At 46.7% G+C, this 21,482-nt stretch carries 16 protein-coding genes and 1 other RNA gene; all 17 read left to right on the forward strand.

The window, feature by feature from the left end:
* Positions 1–146: 146 nt before the first annotated feature.
* A complete protein-coding gene (locus tag PGS38_RS00565; protein ID WP_416388403.1) occupies positions 147–1,427 on the forward strand; it encodes a type I restriction endonuclease subunit R, EcoR124 family in 1,281 nt (426 codons plus the stop codon).
* A gap of 84 nt (positions 1,428–1,511) precedes the next feature.
* The gene (locus PGS38_RS00570; protein WP_117814072.1) at positions 1,512–3,020 is read left to right on the forward strand and encodes an ATP-binding protein; all 1,509 of its coding nucleotides are present in this window, start codon (positions 1,512–1,514) and stop codon (positions 3,018–3,020) included.
* A 347-nt stretch (positions 3,021–3,367) separates the two neighbouring features.
* Positions 3,368–3,751: a RidA family protein gene (locus tag PGS38_RS00575; protein WP_055218381.1), complete on the forward strand. Its 384-nt coding sequence runs from the start codon at positions 3,368–3,370 to the stop codon at positions 3,749–3,751.
* Positions 3,752–3,766: 15 nt separating this feature from the next.
* On the forward strand, positions 3,767–5,056 hold the full coding sequence (locus PGS38_RS00580; RefSeq protein WP_055267016.1) for a homoserine dehydrogenase: 1,290 nt from the start codon (positions 3,767–3,769) through the stop codon (positions 5,054–5,056).
* 180 nt (positions 5,057–5,236) lie between these two features.
* On the forward strand, positions 5,237–6,778 hold the full coding sequence (gpmI, locus tag PGS38_RS00585; protein WP_022463319.1) for a 2,3-bisphosphoglycerate-independent phosphoglycerate mutase: 1,542 nt from the start codon (positions 5,237–5,239) through the stop codon (positions 6,776–6,778).
* Positions 6,779–7,339: 561 nt separating this feature from the next.
* Positions 7,340–8,683: a phosphopyruvate hydratase gene (gene eno / locus PGS38_RS00590; RefSeq protein WP_118601218.1), complete on the forward strand. Its 1,344-nt coding sequence runs from the start codon at positions 7,340–7,342 to the stop codon at positions 8,681–8,683.
* A gap of 85 nt (positions 8,684–8,768) precedes the next feature.
* The gene (gene secG / locus PGS38_RS00595) at positions 8,769–9,005 is read left to right on the forward strand and encodes a preprotein translocase subunit SecG (RefSeq protein WP_055226503.1); all 237 of its coding nucleotides are present in this window, start codon (positions 8,769–8,771) and stop codon (positions 9,003–9,005) included.
* A gap of 223 nt (positions 9,006–9,228) precedes the next feature.
* A complete protein-coding gene (rnr, locus tag PGS38_RS00600; protein WP_416388404.1) occupies positions 9,229–11,058 on the forward strand; it encodes a ribonuclease R in 1,830 nt (609 codons plus the stop codon).
* Positions 11,059–11,077: 19 nt separating this feature from the next.
* Complete coding sequence (gene smpB / locus PGS38_RS00605; protein WP_022463315.1) at positions 11,078–11,548, forward strand: SsrA-binding protein SmpB; 471 nt, start codon at positions 11,078–11,080, stop codon at positions 11,546–11,548.
* Between the two features lie 128 nt (positions 11,549–11,676).
* Positions 11,677–12,034: a transfer-messenger RNA gene (gene ssrA, locus PGS38_RS00610) on the forward strand.
* Between the two features lie 199 nt (positions 12,035–12,233).
* On the forward strand, positions 12,234–12,710 hold the full coding sequence (locus PGS38_RS00615) for an LURP-one-related/scramblase family protein (protein WP_022463307.1): 477 nt from the start codon (positions 12,234–12,236) through the stop codon (positions 12,708–12,710).
* 186 nt (positions 12,711–12,896) lie between these two features.
* Entirely contained in the window at positions 12,897–13,805 is a 909-nt protein-coding gene (locus PGS38_RS00620) for an aminoglycoside phosphotransferase family protein (RefSeq protein ID WP_119188730.1), read from the forward strand.
* Between the two features lie 313 nt (positions 13,806–14,118).
* Entirely contained in the window at positions 14,119–15,669 is a 1,551-nt protein-coding gene (locus tag PGS38_RS00625; RefSeq protein WP_117509081.1) for an ATP-binding cassette domain-containing protein, read from the forward strand.
* Between the two features lie 223 nt (positions 15,670–15,892).
* Positions 15,893–17,182 carry an ATP-binding protein gene (locus tag PGS38_RS00630; protein WP_118594709.1) on the forward strand — a complete coding sequence of 430 codons (1,290 nt, stop codon included), beginning with the start codon at positions 15,893–15,895 and terminating at the stop codon, positions 17,180–17,182.
* Between the two features lie 550 nt (positions 17,183–17,732).
* Positions 17,733–18,836: a glycerol dehydrogenase gene (locus tag PGS38_RS00640; protein WP_117801211.1), complete on the forward strand. Its 1,104-nt coding sequence runs from the start codon at positions 17,733–17,735 to the stop codon at positions 18,834–18,836.
* A 258-nt stretch (positions 18,837–19,094) separates the two neighbouring features.
* Entirely contained in the window at positions 19,095–19,778 is a 684-nt protein-coding gene (locus PGS38_RS00645) for a response regulator transcription factor (RefSeq protein ID WP_055218183.1), read from the forward strand.
* The gene (locus PGS38_RS00650; RefSeq protein ID WP_243036448.1) at positions 19,775–21,373 is read left to right on the forward strand and encodes a sensor histidine kinase; all 1,599 of its coding nucleotides are present in this window, start codon (positions 19,775–19,777) and stop codon (positions 21,371–21,373) included. The genes PGS38_RS00645 and PGS38_RS00650 overlap by 4 nt, the downstream gene beginning before the upstream one ends.
* Positions 21,374–21,482: the final 109 nt, after the last annotated feature.

Below are 21,482 nucleotides of genomic sequence, written 5' to 3' on the forward strand. Positions count from 1 at the left end.
CTGTTTTTTATGCAACATATAACCCTTGATTTAGCTATAGAGAGTGCCAGTTTGTGCAAAAAGAAATCACTTCGTTTCTGTGTTTTGAAGCGGAGTGATTTTTTGCGCGGATTGAAAAATTCACGTTTTCGTGATATGCTTGTTTTATATCTGTCGACCAGCCGTCCAGAGAGTTTCTGGAAGAAGTAATCAAGGATTATAACAAAATGTTCCATACGAACTACGATACCTCAAGTGATAAATTCCAGAATTATTATAAAGATGTGTCGCTTCGCATGAAGAATAAGGAATTGGACATTCTGATCGTAGTCAATATGTTTCTTACCGGTTTTGATGCGACGACTATGAATACGCTGTGGGTAGATAAAAATCTGAAAATGCACGGACTGATACAGGCGTTTTCCCGTACAAACCGTATTCTGAATTCTATCAAGACCTTTGGAAATATTGTATGTTTCAGAAATCTGCAGAAGCGAGTAGATAGTGCCATTTCCTTGTTTGGGGATAAGAATGCCGGGGGCCTTGTTTTACTGCAGAGCTTTAAGGATTACTATTACGGATATGAATCCGTAGATGGTAAGCTAATGCCAGGGTATGTGGATCTGATGGAGGAATTGAATCATAAGTTTCCGCTGTCAGAACCGCAGATTGTCGGAGAGCAGAACCAGAAGGATTTTATTGCTTTGTTTGGTGCTATTCTTCGTATGAGAAACCTTCTGCTTTCCTTTGACGAATTTAAGGGGAATGAGCTGATTTCTGAGCGCAATTTGCAAGACTACCTTGGACGTTATCAGGATTTGCGTGACGAGTGGAAACGGAAACGCCGGGAAAGTACGGATATTACAGATGATGTGGTGTTTGAAATTGAATTGATCCGGCAGGTAGAAATCAACATTGATTATATTCTGATGCTTGTAAAGAAGTATCATGATACCCGCTGTGAAGATAAGGAAGTGCTGATAACCATCAATAAAGCGATTGATGCCAGCCCGGAGCTGCGCAGCAAGAAACAGCTTATTGAAACCTTTATTGCAGGAATCAATGATGTGGACGATGTTATGGATGAGTGGCATGAATTTGTTGTGGAACAGCGCGATTATGATCTTAATGTAATTATTACGGAAGAAAAATTGAAGCCGAAAGACACACGAAAGTTCATAGAGAATGCGTTTCGGGACGGAGAGATCAAAACAGCGGGAACGGATATAGATAAAATCATGCCGCCAATTTCTCATTTTGGTGGTGGCGGAAGAGCCAAGAAAAAACAGAGAGTCATTGAAAAACTGAAAACGTTTTTTGAAAAATATTTCGGTATCGGTGGTTCGTCTTCCTTTAATGAGCCAGAGCATAAAGCCGTGACATACGATCTGAGCGATCAGGAAACAGTGTTGATGGCGGCAGAATCTGAAGCACCATACGGAAAATAGTCATAAATGAATGGAACCACATTGGAAGCAAAAAGCAAAATAATAGAGTCATCATGGACAAAACTTAATCATGGAGGTGATCGGATGACAATAGAAGAAATCCTTGCTGGAGAATCCAAGAACGTTGAATTCAAAGTACAACGTCCAGACAAGAGCATGAAATATATGAAAACGGTTGTTGCTTTCGCTAACGGAAAAGGTGGGAGGATTATATTTGGTATTGACGATAAAACAAGAGAAGTTGTTGGCATTCCGGAGGATAAAGTTTTTCGGGAGATTGATGCGATTACGAATGCTATTTCTGACAGTTGTGAACCTACAATTATCCCGGATGTTTATTTGCAAAATATAAATGATAAACCTGTAATTGTTGCAGAAATCAGGACGGGACGTCGGAAACCATATTATATTAAGGCAGAGGGGCTGGAGAATGGCGTATATATTCGAGTTTCTGGAACAACACGCCCTGCTGACCGTGATATGTCAAGAGAATTATATTATGAATGCGATGCCCGCTCTTTTGATTCAATAATCCGCAGAGATATAGAAGTGACCGATGAAGATATTAAAAGTCTCTGTGAACAAATGAAGGAAGTTGCTATTGCCAACTGCAAATCCAATCTTCAGCGATCAGCAGTTAAAGATGTAACGAAAAATGTTTTGCTCAGTTGGGGAATTTTGAAAAAAGATGAGAATGAAAAAATCTATCCGACAAATGCGTATATTTATTTAACGGGACAAGGTGGACTCCGTTCCATGATACAGTGCGCTGTGTTTAAGGGAACGACGCGAGCTGTCTTTTTGGATCGACGTAATTATGAAGGACCGCTTTGGAAGCAAGTAGAGGAAGCGGTGCAGTTTGTCCTTAGAAATATTCGTATGGGATGTCGGCTGGAAGGAGTATATCGACAGGATATTTATGAACTGCCGCCGGATAGTATCCGTGAGTTGATCGTTAATGCAGTTATGAATTGCAGTTACATTCAGAATTCTAATATTCAGGTGGCAATTTATGATGATCGTTTGGAGATCACATCTCCTGGTGGACTGCTTCCTGGCGTAACGATTGAGTTGATGAAGGAAGGATTTTCAAAAATCCGAAATCGTTCGCTTGCCAATGCTTTTGCCTATATGAACCTTGTGGAAGCATGGGGAAGTGGTATTCCGAAACTTATGCAGGCTATGCAGGAATACGGATTGCGTGAACCGGAATTTATTGATATGGAAGTAGCTTTCCGCATCAATCTTTATCGCGGCCAGAATGAGGTCATTGAGGTCAAAAATCGAGATCATGACCTCAATCATGGGTCAAATGATCTCAATCGTGAGCCCGATAATCTCAATCATGAGCCTGTTGACCTCGATCGAGATCCCAATGACCCCAATCATGATCCCAAAGATGACCTTGAAATTCAATTGTCAGAAATGATTTATAAAAATCCGAAACTGACTCAGAAAGAATTAGCAAAAGCGCTTGCAGTTTCTACGGCAACGATTAAGCGTATGCTTACAAAAATGCAGCATGAAGGTAAAGTTATCCGTGAGGGGTCTAATCGAAAAGGAAAATGGATATTGACGGATAAAATGAAATAGGATTGATGATTTGATTGGAAAAGGCAAATGAATTTACCGGCTTTTTTAAGAAAATCAGACGAACTTACAGAACAGTTATCAAAGAAACAAGTGATTGCTGTTATGTCGACATATCACAAAAGATATCCTAGACGGAGTGCGTTCATACATGAATTAATAGAATTTGGATATGTGAAATGAACGATTCTGAACTTTTCTTGTGTCCGGGAGCGGCTTTTTCGCACTTGCGGACATCTCCCACATGTGATATGATGGGAACGACAAAAGTGTCGGAAAAACCGCATGATAGAGGGAAAAAACGCGGCAAATTAGACGACGCGAAAGAAAGCATAAAGGAGAATATGATTATGGCAAGAGAAATCATTAATACAGAAAAAGCACCGGCAGCAATCGGACCTTATGTACAGGCAGTCGCAGACAACGGCCTTTTATTTATTTCCGGACAGCTTGGCTTTGATGTAGAGCATGGCAGCGTGATCCCGGAGACTGTAGAAGAGCAGGCAACCCTCTCTTTAAAGAATCTGGACGCAATCATGACAGCAGCAGGAACTGACCGCACGAAAGTGATGAAAACAACCATTTTCCTGACCGATATGAACGATTTTGCCAAGGTAAATGAAGTATACGGTGCTTTCTTTGGCGAGTCCAAACCGGCTCGTTCCTGTGTAGCAGTTGCTGCTCTTCCGAAAGCAGCAAAAGTAGAAATTGAATGCATCGTATCCCTGAAATAAGAGGGAGAGATGAGTATGGCAGAGGAAAGAGTAATTAAAATCGGAATGCTGGGTCTTGGCACCGTCGGTACCGGTGTGTACAAAGTGCTGAAAAGCCAGCAGGAGGAAATGCTTCCGAAGCTGGGAGCGCGTGTGGAGCTGAAAAAAATTCTCGTGCGCAATGTGGAAAAAGCAGCTGCAAAGGTTGACGATCCCTCCATCATTACCACCAGCTTCGAGGAGATTGCCAATGACCCGGAAATCGAGATTGTTGTTGAGGTTATGGGTGGAAAACAGCCGGCCATGAATTACATTCTTGCCTGCCTGGATGCTGGAAAGAATGTTGTAACGGCAAACAAAGATCTGGTGGCATCCGAGGGCAAAAAAATCCTTGCGACAGCAAAGAGAAACGGAAAAGATTTTCTCTATGAGGCATCTGTGGCGGGAGGAATTCCGATCATCCGTCCGGTGAAACAGTGCCTTGCCGCCAATCATATCACAGAGCTGATGGGTATTTTCAACGGTACCACAAATTTCATTCTCACAAAAATGTCGCAGGAAGGCATGGAGTTTGGTGATGCGCTCCGTCTGGCGCAGGACATGGGCTATGCAGAAGCAGACCCGACCGCAGATGTGGAAGGTCTTGATGCCGGCCGCAAGGTAGCAATCCTTGCTTCGGCAGCGTTCAATTCCAGAGTGACATTTGAAGATGTTTACACCGAAGGCATTACCAAAATCACGGCGACCGATATCGAGTACGCAAAAGAGATGGGATGCACGATCAAGCTGCTCGGCGTGGCAAAAGATACCCCGGAAGGAATCGAAGCCCGCGTTCATCCGATGCTGATCGACAGCAATCATCCGCTTGCGACTGTCAATGATTCCTACAATGCCGTATTCCTGACAGGCGATGCCGTACAGGATACGATGTTTTACGGGCGAGGTGCCGGAGAGCTTCCGACTGCGAGTGCTGTTGTGGGCGACATTTTCGATGTTGTGCGCAATATTTTATGGAACTGCTGCGGCAGAATCGGCTGCACATGCTACCGGGAATGCCCGATCAAGCGTGTCGGCGAAATTAAGTCGAAATATTTTGTACGCATGCAGATTGAAAATCGGTATGGAACGCTGGCATCGGTAGCTTCTGTCTTTGGAAACAACAAGGTTTCGATTGCACAGATGCTTCAGAAACGTGTCAATGGAAAATACGCCGAGATCGTCGTCATTACGGACGAGGTCAAAGAGCGCCATTTTGAGGATGCCATGCAGATTTTAGGCGGAATGTCGATGATCCAGGAGATTTCTTCGACAATCCGGGTATACTAACAAAATGTAACAATTCAGAGCCATGCGAAATGGAAGAAAAATCGCGAATCATGCTTGCATGAAGGAGCGCTTTTTCTTGAGTTTCATATGGCGAAAAGCAACATCGAGATGCAGCGTAAGCGGAATCGAGACGGGGCTCTGGATTGTTACCCAAAATTTAAGTAAAGAAGGGAATTCACAATGAGTAAAAAACCAACCGTATTAATGATTCTTGACGGATATGGACTGAATGACAAATGCGAGCATAACGCTGTCTGCGAAGCGAAAACTCCGATTATGGACCAGCTGATGAGCCAGTGCCCGTACGTAAAAGGACAGGCCAGCGGACTTGCTGTAGGTCTTCCGGACGGACAGATGGGTAACTCTGAGGTAGGCCATCTGAACATGGGCGCAGGCCGTGTTGTATATCAGGAGCTGACCAGAATCACGAAAGCAATCCAGGACGGCGATTTCTTCGAGAATGAAGAGCTGGTAAAGGCTGTTGAAAATGCAAAAGCAAATAATTCCGCACTGCACCTGTTCGGACTTCTCTCTGACGGCGGTGTTCACAGCCACATCACCCACGTATTCGGACTTCTGGAGCTGGCAAAACGTAAGGGTCTCGAGAAAGTTTATGTACACTGCTTCCTGGATGGCCGTGACACTCCTCCGGCATCCGGAAAATCTTATGTAGAGCAGCTGCAGGCAAAAATGGATGAGATCGGTGTCGGCGAAATCGGCGTGATCTCCGGCCGTTACTATGCAATGGACCGTGATAACCGCTGGGATCGTGTCGAGCTGGCTTACAAAGCTCTGACAAAAGGGGAAGGCGTAGAAGGAACCGATGCGGCAGAGGCTGTTCAGGCTTCCTATGATGCTGAAAAAACCGATGAGTTCGTTCTGCCGACCGTTCTGAAAAAAGACGGAAAACCGGTTGCAACGATTCAGGATAAAGATTCTGTGATTTTCTTCAACTTCCGCCCGGACCGTGCAAGAGAGCTGACAAGAGCATTCTGTGCAGATGAGTTCACCGGATTTGAGAGAGAAAAACGTCTGGATCTGACCTACGTATGCTTCACGGAATACGATGAGACCATCCCGAACAAATCCGTTGCATTCAAAAAAGAAGAGATCACCAATACCTTCGGTGAGTATCTGGCAGCACATAACATGACTCAGGCTCGTATCGCCGAGACCGAGAAATATGCACATGTAACCTTCTTCTTCAATGGCGGCGTTGAGGAGCCAAATAAAGGTGAGGACAGAATCCTTGTGAAATCCCCGAAGGTTGCTACTTATGACCTGAAACCAGAGATGAGTGCTTACGAAGTATGCGACAAGCTGACGGATGCCATCCGTTCCCAGAAATACGATGTCATCATCATCAACTTTGCAAATCCGGATATGGTTGGCCATACCGGCGTTGAGAGCGCAGCAATCCAGGCAGTTGAGGCTGTTGATGAGTGCGTAGGCAAAGCAGTTGATGCATTAAAAGAGGTTGACGGCCAGATGTTTATCTGTGCGGACCACGGAAATGCAGAGCAGCTTGTAGACTATGAGACCGGCGAGCCATACACCGCTCATACCACCAATCCGGTTCCGTTCATTCTGGTTAATGCAGATCCATCCTACACGTTAAGAGAGGGCGGCTGCCTGGCAGACATCGCACCGACTCTGATCGAGCTGATGGGCATGGAGCAGCCAAAAGAAATGACAGGAAAATCCCTGCTGATTAAGAAATAAAGAGAAATCGTGAAAATGTCCCTGCCGGATTCGTTTTGAAACGGGTGCGGCAGGGATATTTTATTATAATAATCTGAAAATAAAAATAATTACGCAATAAGAGACAGAATAAAAATGGAAAACAGATAAAAAATAAAAATAAAGTGTTGACAAACGGTGAGAAAACTGATATAGTAAAGTCAACAAAAGAAAACGGAAGAAAAAAAACAGAAAGAGAGGACGGACCACCGAGAACATAACGAATTACCCCATAAACTAAGAAAGCGAAGGTATGGACCCAAGAAAACGTAACGAAGTACCCCAAAGTGAAACAAAAGAACAAAAGAACAAAAAAGAAAGGATTCAGTCCAATGCACAGTTCTAACTTATGAAAGCCATCCGAAAATGGAAAAATCGGATGGCTTTCATATTGCGTTTTTTTATGTTTGAAAAGAATAAGGACTGGAAAAAAGAGGTTTCGACAGAGAGAGCAACATATTTTTCCCATAGCACGGTCATACTGTGAACGCAGAGAAGAAACTTGGTTACTGTTCACTTTGCAGCAAAACAGGAGGGAAAACTATGTTTCGATATTTACCAATTCGAAGCGTGACAGGAAGAGAAATTCTGGATTCGCGCGGAAATCCGACCGTAGAGGTGGAAGTGGCCGTCGGGGAGGGGATTCTCGGACTGGAAGGCCATATGGGGCGTGCCCAGGTGCCGTCCGGGGCATCGACAGGAAAATTTGAGGCACTGGAAAAAAGAGATCAGGAAGTGCGCTATCTGGGGCAGGGCGTGAGAAAGGCTGTAGAAGCGGTCAATACCGTGCTGGCCGATGCCGTTGTCGGCGAGAATGCGCTCGAGCAGGAGCGGATCGACCATATCCTGTGCCAGGCAGACGGAACCGAAACGAAAGAAAACCTCGGGGCAAACGCCATTCTCGGTGTCTCACTTGCTGTGGCGCGCGCGGCGGCAAATGCGATTCATCTGCCGCTGTACCAGTACCTGGGCGGCTGCCACACAAGCCGTATGCCCGTGCCGATGATGAATATTTTAAACGGCGGCCGTCATGCCGACAACACCGTCGATCTGCAGGAATTTATGATTATGCCGTGCGGCGCTCCCTCATTCCGGGAGGGTCTTTCCATGTGCGCGGAGATTTACCATACGCTGAAGCAGCTCCTGAAGGAGAAGGGATACTCGACTTCTGTCGGCGATGAGGGCGGCTTTGCGCCGGATTTAAAGGATTCCGATGAAGCACTGCAGCTCATTGTCAATGCGATCCAGAAAGCCGGCTATGCGCCCGGAAACGACGTGATGATCGCGATCGATGCGGCGGCAAGCGAGCTCTACGAGGAGAGCAGGAACGTCTACTACTTTCCCGGGGAATCCCGTCAGTGCGGAAAGACAGTATTTCGGGATACCGCAGAAATGGTTGCCTACTATGAGGAACTGATCGAAAAATACCCGATCGTATCCATCGAAGACGGGCTGTGCGAGGACGATTTCGAAGGCTGGAAACAGATGACGGAAGCGCTCGGGAACAGAGTACAGCTGGTCGGGGATGATCTGTTTGTGACGAATGTAAGAAGGCTTTCCTGCGGCATTGCACTTGGCACGGCAAATGCGGTTCTGATCAAGGTAAACCAGATCGGAACGCTCTCTGAGGCGCTGGATGCGGTGGAGATGGCGCAGAGAGCAGGGTACCGCGCCGTCATTTCCCACCGGTCCGGAGAGACAGAGGATGATTTTCTGGCAGACCTTGCCGTCGCGACAGGCGCCGGCCAGATCAAAACCGGAGCACCGTGCCGGTCGGAGCGGAATGCGAAATACAATGAGCTTCTCCGCATCGAGGAACGCCTCGGTGAGGAAGCGAAATACCGGAATCCGTTCCCGCAAAAGGGAACCGGCGTAAGAGAGTGGTGAAAAACGGCTAAAATAGGCAAATAACAGTTGAAATCGTTCTTCCGCTATGGTAAAATAATATAAGTTGGCCGTAGGAGGTGTAATTGTGGAAATTTTAAGAACGATTTTGACAGTCATTTATGTCATTGATTGTATTGCTTTAACCGTTGTTGTATTGATGCAGGAAGGAAAACAGCAGGGTCTCGGTGCTATCGCAGGTATCTCAGACACTTACTGGGGAAGAAACAAAAGCCGTTCTGCAGAAGGAACTCTGATCCGTGCAACAAAAATCATGGCAGTTCTGTTTATTGTACTGTCGGTTGTATTAAACATGAATTTTTAGCAAAGTAAAGACATCCTTATTCCCACGAGAAGGCGTAAGGGTGTCTTTTTCTACAAAGAGGAGATAATAGATGAAAGATAATAAGAAGAAAAAAGATCGGAGGAAATATCCGCAGGGCAGCGCGGCGTCCCATGCAGGACAGAACAGCGGGAACCATGGCGGTCATGCGGGCCATCCGCGTTCCAGAAGTTCGAAACTGCTGAAAAACCGCAAGACGCTGCTCATGGATCTCGTAAGCTCGAAAAACTATGAGCCGATGCGTCTGAAAGACATTGCCATGCTGCTGCAGGTGCCGAAAGCAAAACGGTCGGAGCTTGCGGAGGTTATGGAAATCCTGATAAAAGAAGGAAAAATCGATGTGATCTCCGACGGCCGTTACCAGAAGAGCCGCGGTGCATCCACAACGACGGAAAAACGGGAAAAAAGAGACCGCCGCGCCGGAGAGCAGGGCAGAAGAGGACGCGATGACCGATTCCGCAGAAAGAATGGAAAGGACGGCGACACAGAGAAGAAGCCGCGTATCCAGACTGTCGATATCCAGGCAGTCGTGGACGCTTACCAGATCCCGGAGGAGTTCCCGGCACGCGTGATCACACAGGCAGAAAAATGCCCGGAGGAAGTAATTCCAAACGATTACAACGGCCGCCTCGATCTAAAAAGCTGGCAGATGGTGACAATCGACGGCGAGGATGCCAAAGACCTCGATGACGCCGTATCCGTCACAAAAGCGGGCGATACGTGGACGCTTGGCGTTCATATCGCTGATGTCAGCAACTATGTGCAGGAAAATTCCGCCCTCGACCGTGAGGCGTTAAAGCGCGGCACCAGTGTCTATCTGCCGGACCGCGTTATTCCGATGCTGCCGAAGCGTCTGTCAAACGGCATCTGTTCCCTGAATGAAGGACAGGAGCGCCTGGCACTCTCCTGTATTATGACGATCAACGAGAAAGGCCGTGTGATCGGCCATCAGATCGCTGAGACGGTGATCCGCGTGGACCGCCGCATGACCTACACCGCCGTCAATGCAATCCTGACCGAGCCGGAAGCACATCCGGAGCTGCTGGAGGAATATCATGAGCTGGTTCCGATGTTCCGCCAGATGCAGGAACTGTCTGCACTGATCCGGAGCTGTCGGAAAGAACGCGGAGCAATTGATTTTGAATTCCCGGAGAGCAAAGTAATTCTTGATGCAGAAGGGACGCCGGTGGAGATCCGCCCGTATCCGTCGAACGTGGCAACACGGATGATCGAGGACTTCATGCTGATGGCGAACGAGACCGTGGCAGAGGAATACTGCACACGCGAAATCCCGTTCTTATACCGGACGCATGACAAGCCGGACGGAGACCGCATGGAGGCAACGCTGACGCTGATCCGTGAACAGGGCATCAAAGTCGAAAAGCGTTCCCATGAGATTACGCCGGGTGAGGTGCAGAAGATTCTCACCAGCATCGAGGGAACCCCGGAAGAGCCGCTGATCAGCCGCCTGCTGCTCCGGTCGATGGCAAGAGCCATTTATACCCCGGAATGCAGCGGCCACTTCGGACTGGCAGCGTCATATTACTGCCATTTTACCTCACCAATCCGCCGTTACCCGGATCTGCAGATCCACCGCATTATCAAGGATGATCTGCGGGGACGTCTCGACAAGGGCGGCAGAATCGGCAAATATTCGTCCATTTTGCAGCATGTGGCGGAGCAGTCGAGTGCGATGGAGCAGCGTGCTGCAGAGGCAGAAAGAGAGGCTGTGAAGCTGAAGAAAGCCGAATATATGCTGGAGCATGTCGGCGAAGAGTACGACGGCGTCATTTCCGGCGTGACCGGATGGGGCTTCTATGTGGAGTTGCAAAATACAGTTGAGGGACTCGTTCACATCATGACACTGAAAGACGATTATTATAATTTTGATGAAGAAAATTACCGTCTGGTCGGAGAGCAGCACGGAAGAGTATTCCGCCTTGGTGAGCCGGTGCGTGTCCGTGTACGAAACGCCGAGCCTGCCAACCGGACAATCGATTTTACGTATGTAGAAAAAGAAACCGAGACAGAATAAATCCCTGGAGGAAAAAGCTATGGCAAAACAAAAAGGAAATCGAATGATTGCCAACAATAAAAAGGCATATCATGACTATTTTATCGAGGATAAATACGAGGCCGGCATCTCCCTTGCCGGTACCGAGGTAAAATCCCTCCGCATGGGAAAATGCAGCATCAAGGAGTCCTTCATCCGCATTGAGCGTGATGAGGTATTCATCTACGGCATGCACATCAGTCCGTACGAGAAGGGCAACATATTCAATAAAGACCCGCTGCGCATCCGGAAACTGCTGCTGCACGACTATGAGATCCGCAAACTTGAGGCGCAGATCAAGGAAAAAGGCTACACGCTCGTTCCGCTGCAGGTGTATTTTAAAGGCAGCCTCGTAAAAGTCGAGATCGGTCTGGCACGCGGTAAAAAACTGTATGATAAACGGCAGGATATCGCAAAGAAGGATCAGAGACGTGAGGCGGAGAGAGATTTCAAAGTTAAAAATCTGTATTAAAAATCCTTGACAAAAAGTATGGGGAAAGACTATAATACAATATACGGCAGTTGAAAGAGAGTTTTCACTGCACCGGGACGATCTGTTTGCGTCCCCGTATCAAAGAAAAGCGTCTGTAGAACCAGCACGGGCTTGTACTGGTTTCGACGGGGGTTTTGAAGTTTGGGAAGCCATTCGTGGACTCCGGGACCGCGTCATCAACCTGGAACCTAAATTTAAACGCAGACGATAATTACGTAGCGTACGCTGCCTAAGTGCGGCGTTGTCAGCTGAATAGTTTTCCGCGGCTATTCTCCTGGCATCAAACAGATGCGGAGCACTTCGTTTCCAAAGCTTTGCGGAGATGGAAGATTTTATGAAGCTACCGAAGCGGCAAGCCTGTCATCCGGCGTGCCGATGGGGGAACCTTTAATAGAATGACTGTAATGGGAGATGCCTGAATGAATAGGCTTTCGGACAGGGGTTCGATTCCCCTCAGGTCCATACCTGAAAAACCGCTAAAATCCAGTGTTTTAGCGGTTTTTTTGTACATTTTGGGTAGAAAAAACAGGGCAAAAATAGCGTTTTAGACCGTTTCAGACCGAAAAAAATGGGGTCAAAATCGCGGTCGAAAATTAAGGGGAAAAGGAAAAATTTTCCATAAAAAAGTCGATTTTCTGATAGAAAAATGAAAAGGGGAGCAGATATGCAGTTACTAATCAAACAACGTGTATTTTCCTGGTCAGACACGTATGATATCTATGACGAGCAGGGGAACCAAAAGTATTTTGTGAAAAATGAATTTATCTCGCTGGGACACCGTCTGCATGTGTACGATGCGGCGCATAATGAAATTGGGTTTATCAAACAGAAATTATTTTGCTTTCTTCCGACTTTCGAAATTGAATGGAACGGGCAGTTAATGGGACATATCGAAAAACGTTTTGCACTGTTCCGTCCCAAATACGATGTAGATTTCATGGGATGGCGTGCAGAAGGTGACTTCATGGGATGGGATTACGATGTATATGAAGCCTGCAGTGCAGTCGTCCACGTACATAAAAAACTTCTGAGCTGGGGTGACACGTATGTCATCGAGTATGATAATCCGAGCAATGAAATTCCGGCATTATTACTGGTGCTGGCGATCGATGCGGCAAACTGTTCACAAAATAATGGATAGCTGGCAGTGTCTGGAATGGCGGCAGGGGAGCTGGCAAGGCTCTCGTTTATGCCGTTTGGAGCAAGCGTAATTGGATAAAAAAGCATATGGAAAAAATTGAGTTACTGGAAGACAGAATGACAAAAGCATCACAGATGTGATGTAGTACTGGAATAAAGTGAAAATGGGAAGGATAAAACAAAAGAGATGGAGTTAGGAAATTTTCAGAAACCGGTAGAGTCAGATGAAATCCGAAAAATGGCATCAGACATCACCGGAGAATCGGTAAAAGCAGTTTCCCGCATCTGCGAGCAGTGGGGCGAGGCGGAAGATGAAGTGCGGGAGTACGATGTGTATGTGATCGAGACAGATGCAGGAAAATATACACTGAAGAAAACCGGCAGCAAAGAAGCGCAGATTTATGCGCAGTATCTGTCAAAAGGAGAGTTTCACGTACCGCAGTATGTCGGCATGCGGCAGGCAGAGGATGCGGACTGGATCTGCATGAAGTATGTAGAAGGAAACGACATGCGGGATATGACGGACGAGACAACAGAAAAAGCGGCAGAAACCTTAAGTAAAATTCAGTCGTATTTCTGGACACCGTCGATGGACAAAGCGCCGGAAAATGAAGTGGAGCAGAGATTTGTCGAATACTGGAAACGCGTTCTGCGCCGAGCATCGTCCGTAGCGGATGATCCAATTCTGCGGAAAGCGTATCAGATGTTCCTGGACCGCCAGCTGATCTGTCCATGTACGATGTCAAACGGTGATTTCCTGCAGTGGAATGTGATCTATGACGGCGAAAATGTTGTCATGATTGACTGGGGATTTGGTGGAATGATGCCGTATTCTCTGGACATTGCAAGATTCCTGGCACATGCGACCGAGACACGGAGTGCTTTCCCGTTCTACATGAACAATGCACAGAAAGAGCTGTTTCTGGATCGGATGTATGAAGCGTTAAAGACAAAGATTTCACGCGAACAGTTCAATCTGGATGTGAAGCTGGCCACGCTGAATGAGTATATCGAGTTTGTGGAAGCAGAAGAGGACGAAGACGGCTGGTATCTGGAGCATGCACAGGCGCTGGCAGAGGAACTTCTCAATTTGTAAAAAAACGGATTGCATTTATCTGTAAGTTGTCCTATAATAGGGAACAGAAAATAAAAAGAAAGAGCACCATTGGTGTAAAGGTGAGGGAATGTTTCTGCGATAATCGACTTTAAGAAAAACACAAAGAACGGACAGCCTGGAAAACAGGCCTGTTTTTCGTGTACGCTTAAAGACGAGAATCGCTGAATCATTTCCCTTTTTTATGAGAATAGAACAGGGATATTTTTTTGCGGGTCTGTTTTGCGTACGCAGGACAGGCTCGTTTTGCGTAAAAAAGCAGAAAAGAGGCTGCCGGAGCAAAGGGGGCTTCTGTATGATGCAGATAAAAAAATTAACACTGACACATAAAAAAGATCTGCGAGTGATTCTCGAAGATTTTCAGCTTGTACTGAATGACGGTGATAAGGCCGTTATCATTGGAGAGGAGGGAAACGGAAAATCGACGCTGCTGAAGTGGATGTACGATCCCGCACTGACGGAAGATTACATCGAATCCACAGGCGAGCGCATCATCGGAAAGGAGCGGCTTGGATATCTGCCGCAGGAACTTCCGGAGGCGGAGAAAACGAAGACGGTGTATGAGTATTTCTATGAAAAAGAAAAGTTCTGGGATCAGACACCGAAGGATCTGGCGGTGCTGGCAAGAAAATTTGGTCTGACGGAAGAGTTTTTCTATCGGGATCAGCAGATGAGTGAGCTTTCCGGCGGCGAGAAGGTGAAAGCGCAGATGATGCGTCTTCTCATGGAGGATGTCACGGTCCTTCTGCTGGATGAGCCGTCAAATGATATTGATCTTGCGACACTGGAACTTCTGGAGAAACTGATCCGCGAATGGGAGCATATTGTTGTTTTTATTTCGCACGATGAAACGCTGATTGAAAACACGGCAAATATGGTCATTCATATTGAACAGATTGTGCGGAAGACAAAATCGAGATACACGGTTGCGAAACTTCCCTATCGGACGTATGTAGAGGAGCGCCTGCAGAATTTCGAGCGCCAGGAACAGAAGGCGCAGAGTGACAGGAGAGAGAAAGCGCTGCGCGATGAGAAATACCGAAAGGTATACCAGAGCGTGCAGAACGCCTTGAACAACTGTTCCCGTCAGGCACCGTCCGTGGCGAAAAATCTGAAGGATAAAATGCATACCGTAAAGGCGATGAACCGCAGATTTGAAAAAGAAGATGCCCGCATGACAGAAATGCCGGAGCAGGAGGAAGCGATTTACTTCCAGCTTGGAGGAGCAGAGGCAGCCATGCCCGCCGGGAAAACGGTCATCGAATATCAGCTTCCGAAACTGGAAACGCCGGATGGGGAGCGGGTTCTGGCGGAAAATATCACCTTAAAGATAAGAGGACCGGAAAAAATATGCATTGTCGGCCCGAACGGGGCAGGTAAAACGACACTGCTGAAAAAGATTGCGGCAGAGCTGAAAGAACGGGAGGATCTCCGCGTAGATTATATGCCGCAGAATTATGAGGATCAGCTGGATCTTTCCATGACGCCGGTCGATTTTCTGGATTCCACCGGGGAGAAGAGTGAGAGGACGAAGATTCGGACGTATCTCGGATCGCTGAAGTACACGGCAGACGAGATGGATCACCCCATCCGCGAACTGTCCGGCGGCCAGAAGGCAAAAGTATTGCTTCTGAAAATGAGCCTTGGCAATGCCAATGTGCTGATTCTGGATGAACCAACCCGAAACTTTTCACCCTTATCGGGACCGGTCATAAGAAAAATGCTCCGCGAATTTCCAGGCGCCATCATCAGCATTTCGCATGACAGGAAGTATATCGGAGAGGTGTGCGGGAAGGAGTATCTGCTGGAAAAAGACGGACTCAGACTGATCAGAGAAGAAAAATAAAAATATTTGATAACGAAAAATACGACGGTGGCTGGCTGTCGTATTTTTCCGTGGAGAGATTATGTTTGTCTTAAGAGAAGGTTTCACAGCAGATTCTGTTCCGGTGAAGTCGGGAAAAATGTTAATTTTATATTGAATTAGGTCGGGAAAAATGTTAAATTAGAGTAAGAATAACCAGGGAAAAATGTGAAATAATAAAAAAGAGAAATGGAGGAAGATCAGCATGCGTCGATTTGCAATGGATAAACTATTAGACTGGAAGAAAAAAAGTAACAGAAAACCACTGATTTTAATGGGAGCCCGGCAGGTTGGTAAAACGTGGTTAATGAAAGAATTTGGTAAGACATATTATGAAAAAACCGCCTACATTTCTTTTTACAATAATCAGAGAATGCAGGCGGTTTTCGATACGGATTTCGATATAAAACGTATTATTATGAACCTCAATATTGAATCAGGCGTAACGATCACCCCAGAGAATACATTGATTGTTCTGGATGAAATTCAAAATGCACCGAAAGCGTTGGAATCTTTGAAATATTTTTGCGAAGAAGCACCGGAATATCATGTAATAGCAGCAGGTTCACTTCTTGGCGTGGCGCTTCATGAGGGAATATCCTATCCGGTGGGAAAAGTAGATTTACTGGATTTATATCCATTCAATTTTAGAGAATTCCTGTGCGCTATGGACGAAGAAGGGCTGGAAAGTGCATTGGAAACAAAGGATTACAATTTAATTGACAATTTTGCGGATAAATATTTGTTCTGGCTGAAAAATTATTATTATACAGGCGGCATGCCAGCAGTTGTAGATGCATTTCGCTTGAATAAAGATTATGCAGAAGTACGACAGATACAGAGTGATATTGTACGGCAGTATGAGGGTGATTTTGGAAAGCATATTGAAGCAAAAGTTCTCCCAAGAATACGAATGGTATGGGATTCTATTCCGATGCAGCTGGCGAAGGAGAATAAAAAATTTTTCTTTGGACAGATAAAGAAAGGAGCCAGAAGCAGCGAATTTGAAATAGCAATTCAGTGGCTTCTGGATTGTGGATTAGTATATAAAGTCAACCGGGTAAATGAGCCTCATATGCCGCTGAAGGCGTATAAAAATATGAATGCATATAAATTATTCGTACTGGATGTAGGACTGCTCGGAGCAATGAGTGAACTGCCAGCAGAATCCATATTGGAGGGTAACGATATTTTTGTTGAATTTAAAGGCGCGCTTACAGAACAGTACGTTCTGCAGCAGTTGATTTCAGATACCCCTTATACGCCATATTATTATGGAAATGAAAAAGCAACTTTCGAGCAGGATTTTCTGATTCAGAAGGCAAAGAGTATTGTGCCGATTGAAGTAAAGGCGGAACAGAACATTCGATCCCATAGTCTTAAAACATATTGCGAAAAATTCCAGCCGGAAGAAGCAGTTCGATTTTCAACATTGAAGTATAAAGAGCAGGAGCGGATGGTAAATATACCATTATACGCTGTTTGCAACTTATAAATTAAAACAGCTATAAATCCCACGAAAGAAGGTGATCCCCATGCCATTTAAAATCATCCGAAACGACATCACAAAAGTTCATGCCGATGCGATCGTCAACACAGCCAACCCTTAGCCAATTTACGTGAAAACGTATCAGAGGGGCGGTTACTTTAATCAAAGCCAGACGTTCCACCCGTTTTACCAGCCGGAGAAGATCAAAAAGGAAGAACTGGACAAAATTCTCGAAGCCGACAGCATCGCTGATGACAGCACAATCCAGAATGCTTTTTACGATGCCCCGACAGTTGTCTATCTGTTTGCACCGTATACCTACCCAAACGACGCACAGGACTGCTGCGTTGCAAAATCATTTACGATCAGGCAGAATAAACCGAAAAATCCCGGGGAAATATGTGAACTTCCGGGGTTCATTTTGGATGGAAATATTCTTGCAATTTTACAGCGCAGTTATTATAATAAAGACAAGTTCTGCGGTAAACTCATTTTTCGCAGAAAACGCCAGAAGCGGAGGCTGACGTTCAAAAAACAAAAAAGGAGCGTAAGAGAAATGGCAAAAATTTTAATTAGCCCTTCTAAATATTTACAGGGCGCAGGGGAAATGAAAAACATCGGAACATATGCGGCAAAATGCGGAAAGAAAGCACTGGTTCTGATCAGCCAGGGAGGCTACAGACGGATCGGAGCAATGATCGAAGAAAGCTTTGCGGGAAGCGACTGCGACGTTGTTTTTGATTATTTCAACGGCGAGTGCTGTGAGAGTGAGATCAACCGTCTGGTTGCTATCGTGAAAGAAAAAGGCTGTGATCTGGTTATCGGTGTCGGCGGAGGCAAAATTTTTGATACCGCAAAAGCAGTTGCCTACTACGCAGAAACACCAGTATTCATCTGCCCGACCATTGCATCGACCGATGCACCGTGCAGCGCACTGTCTGTTGTATACACAGAAGAGGGTGTATTCGAGAAATACCTCTTCCTTCCGGCAAACCCGAACCTGGTTCTGATGGATACCGACATCATCGTAAAATCTCCAGTCCGCCTGACCGTAGCCGGAATGGGTGATGCACTTGCCACCTATTTTGAAGCAAGAGCCTGCCAGAGAAGCGGAGCTACTTCCTGCGCCGGTGGAAAAACAACCGAGGCAGCGATGGCACTCGCGAAACTCTGCTTTGACACTCTGATGGAAGAAGGCGTAAAAGCCAAAATCGCTCTTGAAGCCGGCGTATGCACCCCGGCAGTCGAGAAAGTCATCGAGGCCAACACCCTCCTTTCCGGAATCGGTTTTGAAAGCGCAGGCCTCGCAGGAGCCCACGCCATCCACAACGGCTTCACCGTACTCGAAGAGTGCCATCACATGTACCACGGTGAAAAAGTAGCCTTCGGAACCCTGACTCAGCTCGTCCTGGAAAACGTACCGCTCGATGAACTCGAAGACATCATCTTATGGTGCATCGAAGTCGGTCTCCCAGTCACCTTGGCTGAACTCGGTGCCGGAAACGTAACCGACGACCAGCTCATGGAAGTAGCCAAAACCGCATGCGCAGAGAACGACACCCTCCACAACATGCCATTCGAAGTAACCCCGGAGACCGTCTTCGCCGCCATCAAAGCAGCCGACGCCTACGGCAGATACTATCTCGACGAAGAAGAATAACCCGTATGAAAAAAGATCTCCTGCCAACCTCAGGAGATCTTTTTTTATACTCAAATTTAATCAACACAAAAATAGAAGTTCCCAACTCCCTTCCTATATGTTAAAATAAACTCATCCTATTTCACAAAAAAAACATAAACCCATGTTAAAGTAAAATGGTAAAAATATCAGAAGTAAAAACACAACGAGATCAGGAAAAAGCACGAGCGGGCGGGCAGCCGGGCGTTTTCCGTCCGTCATATAAAGGAGACAAAACTCATGGAAAAATTAAAAATCCTAGTAGTAGACGACGAAAGCCGCATGCGCAAACTCGTCAAAGATTTCTTAGTAAAAGCCGGATACGACGTCATCGAAGCCGGTGACGGCGAACAGGCCGTAGACACCTTCTACGCCCAGAAAGACATCGCCCTCATCATCCTCGACGTCATGATGCCCAAAATGGATGGCTGGCAGGTCTGCCGCGAAATCCGCCAGAACTCCAAAGTCCCGATCATCATGCTCACCGCCAAAAGCGAAGAACGCGATGAACTCCTCGGCTTTGACCTCGGCGTAGACGAATACATCTCAAAACCATTCTCCCCGAAAATCCTCGTCGCCCGCGTCGAAGCCATCCTGCGCCGCAGCGGCAAAACCGGCGAAGACGACGTATTAGAAGCCGGCGGCATCCGCATCGACAAAGCCGCCCACATGGCATCCATCGACGGAAAACCAATGGAGTTAAGCTATAAAGAATTCGAACTCCTCACCTACTTCCTCGAAAACCAGGGAATCGCCCTCTCCAGAGAAAAAATCCTGAACAACGTCTGGAACTACGACTACTACGGCGACGCCCGCACCATCGACACCCACGTCAAAAAACTCCGCAGCAAAATGGGCGACAAAGGCGATTTAATCAAGACCATCTGGGGCATGGGCTATAAATTCGAGGCGGACGAATCATGAACGGAACAGAAAAACAAAATGAGACTTCCGTGGAGATGCCTGCAGAAGATTCCCGTGTGACAATGGGAAACCAGACGGAGAAAAAGCACCGGTTTCACTTGAAAATGCCACAAAAGGGAAGAAAACACTCCGTCAAAAAACGAATTGCCTACACTTTTATTGCGACCATGGCAGCTACCCTGCTTATCATCGGCCTGATCAATTACTTCTTTCTCGGGTCCTTTTATATCCGGGATAAAGAACACATTCTGGCAGAGAGCTTTCAGAAACTGAATGCGACAGGCGGAGACAGCGACAATATCCCTGATACCTTCGAGCAGTTCTGCGCTACCAACAACCTGAAAGTCATTATTACCGGACCGGAGCTCAGCAGCTTCGTCTATTCCAACGCAACCGACCGCCAGAGCCTCCAGACCCTGATCTTCGGCCTGATCAGCGGAAACGAGCAGGCAAATACCAAAGTCGTTGACAGCAAAGACAACTATCAGATCCAGAAATTCTACGACAGCCACGCCGATGCCGAGTATCTGCAGATCATCGGCTGGTTTGACAATGGAAATTGCTACTTTGCAAGATGCCCGCTGGAGAGCATCACGGATGCGGTCGGCCTTTCCAACCAGTTTTACCTCTTTATCGGCATTCCGATCATCATCATCGGTGCCATTGTGATCTGGATCATCACCCGCCAGATCGTCCGTCCGGTGCAGGAGCTGACCGAAATTTCGAAAAAAATGGCAGCCCTTGACTTCGATGCCCGCTACGTGAGCGGCGGAAAAGACGAGATCGGCGAGCTTGGAAACAACTTCAATGTCATGTCCGAACAGCTTGAGCAGGCGATTTCCGAGCTGAAAAGTGCGAACGTTGAGCTGCAGAAAGATATTGACAAAAAAACGCAGATTGATGAAATGCGCCGCGAGTTCCTCTCAAATGTCACACATGAGCTGAAAACCCCGATCGCTCTGATTCAGGGTTATGCGGAAGGCCTGAAAGACAACATCAACGACGATGAGGAAAGCCGCGAGTTCTACTGTGATGTCATCATCGACGAGGCGGCAAAGATGAACGAGATGGTCAAAAAACTCCTGAACCTGAACCAACTCGAGTTCGGTGAGGATCAGGTCAATATGGAACGGTTCGATCTGAACGCCGTGATCAGAGGCGTGCTGCAGTCCTCCGACATCCTGATCCGCCAGAAAGAGGCAAAAGTGCTCTTTACCGGCGGCGACCCGCTCTATGTCTGGGGCGATGAATTCAAAGTCGAGGAGGTTATCACCAACTATCTGACGAATGCCCTAAACCATCTGGACTACGACCACACGATTGAGATCACCTGCAAAAAAGAAGGGAATGTCGTAAAGACAACCGTTTTCAATACCGGGGACCCGATCCCGGAGGAGGATCTCGACAAGGTATGGGTGAAATTCTTCAAGGTGGACAAAGCGAGAACAAGGGAATACGGCGGAAGCGGCATCGGCCTTTCCATCGTAAAAGCCATTATGGATTCCTTCCAGCAGCAGTGCGGCTGCCAGAATTACGACAACGGTGTGGCATTCTGGTTCACACTGGAGGCAGATGGAAAAACGGAAGAAGCATGATTGCAAAAAGCGTGCCAGAAAAAGGAAATACAGCCTTTTCCTGGTGCGCTTTTCTTGCATAAAGGAAAAAGATGGTGTAGAATAATAGCACAAACGGTCAAAAAGAGAG

Source organism: Fusicatenibacter saccharivorans (assembly GCF_027667425.1).
Taxonomy (GTDB): domain Bacteria; phylum Bacillota; class Clostridia; order Lachnospirales; family Lachnospiraceae; genus Fusicatenibacter; species Fusicatenibacter saccharivorans.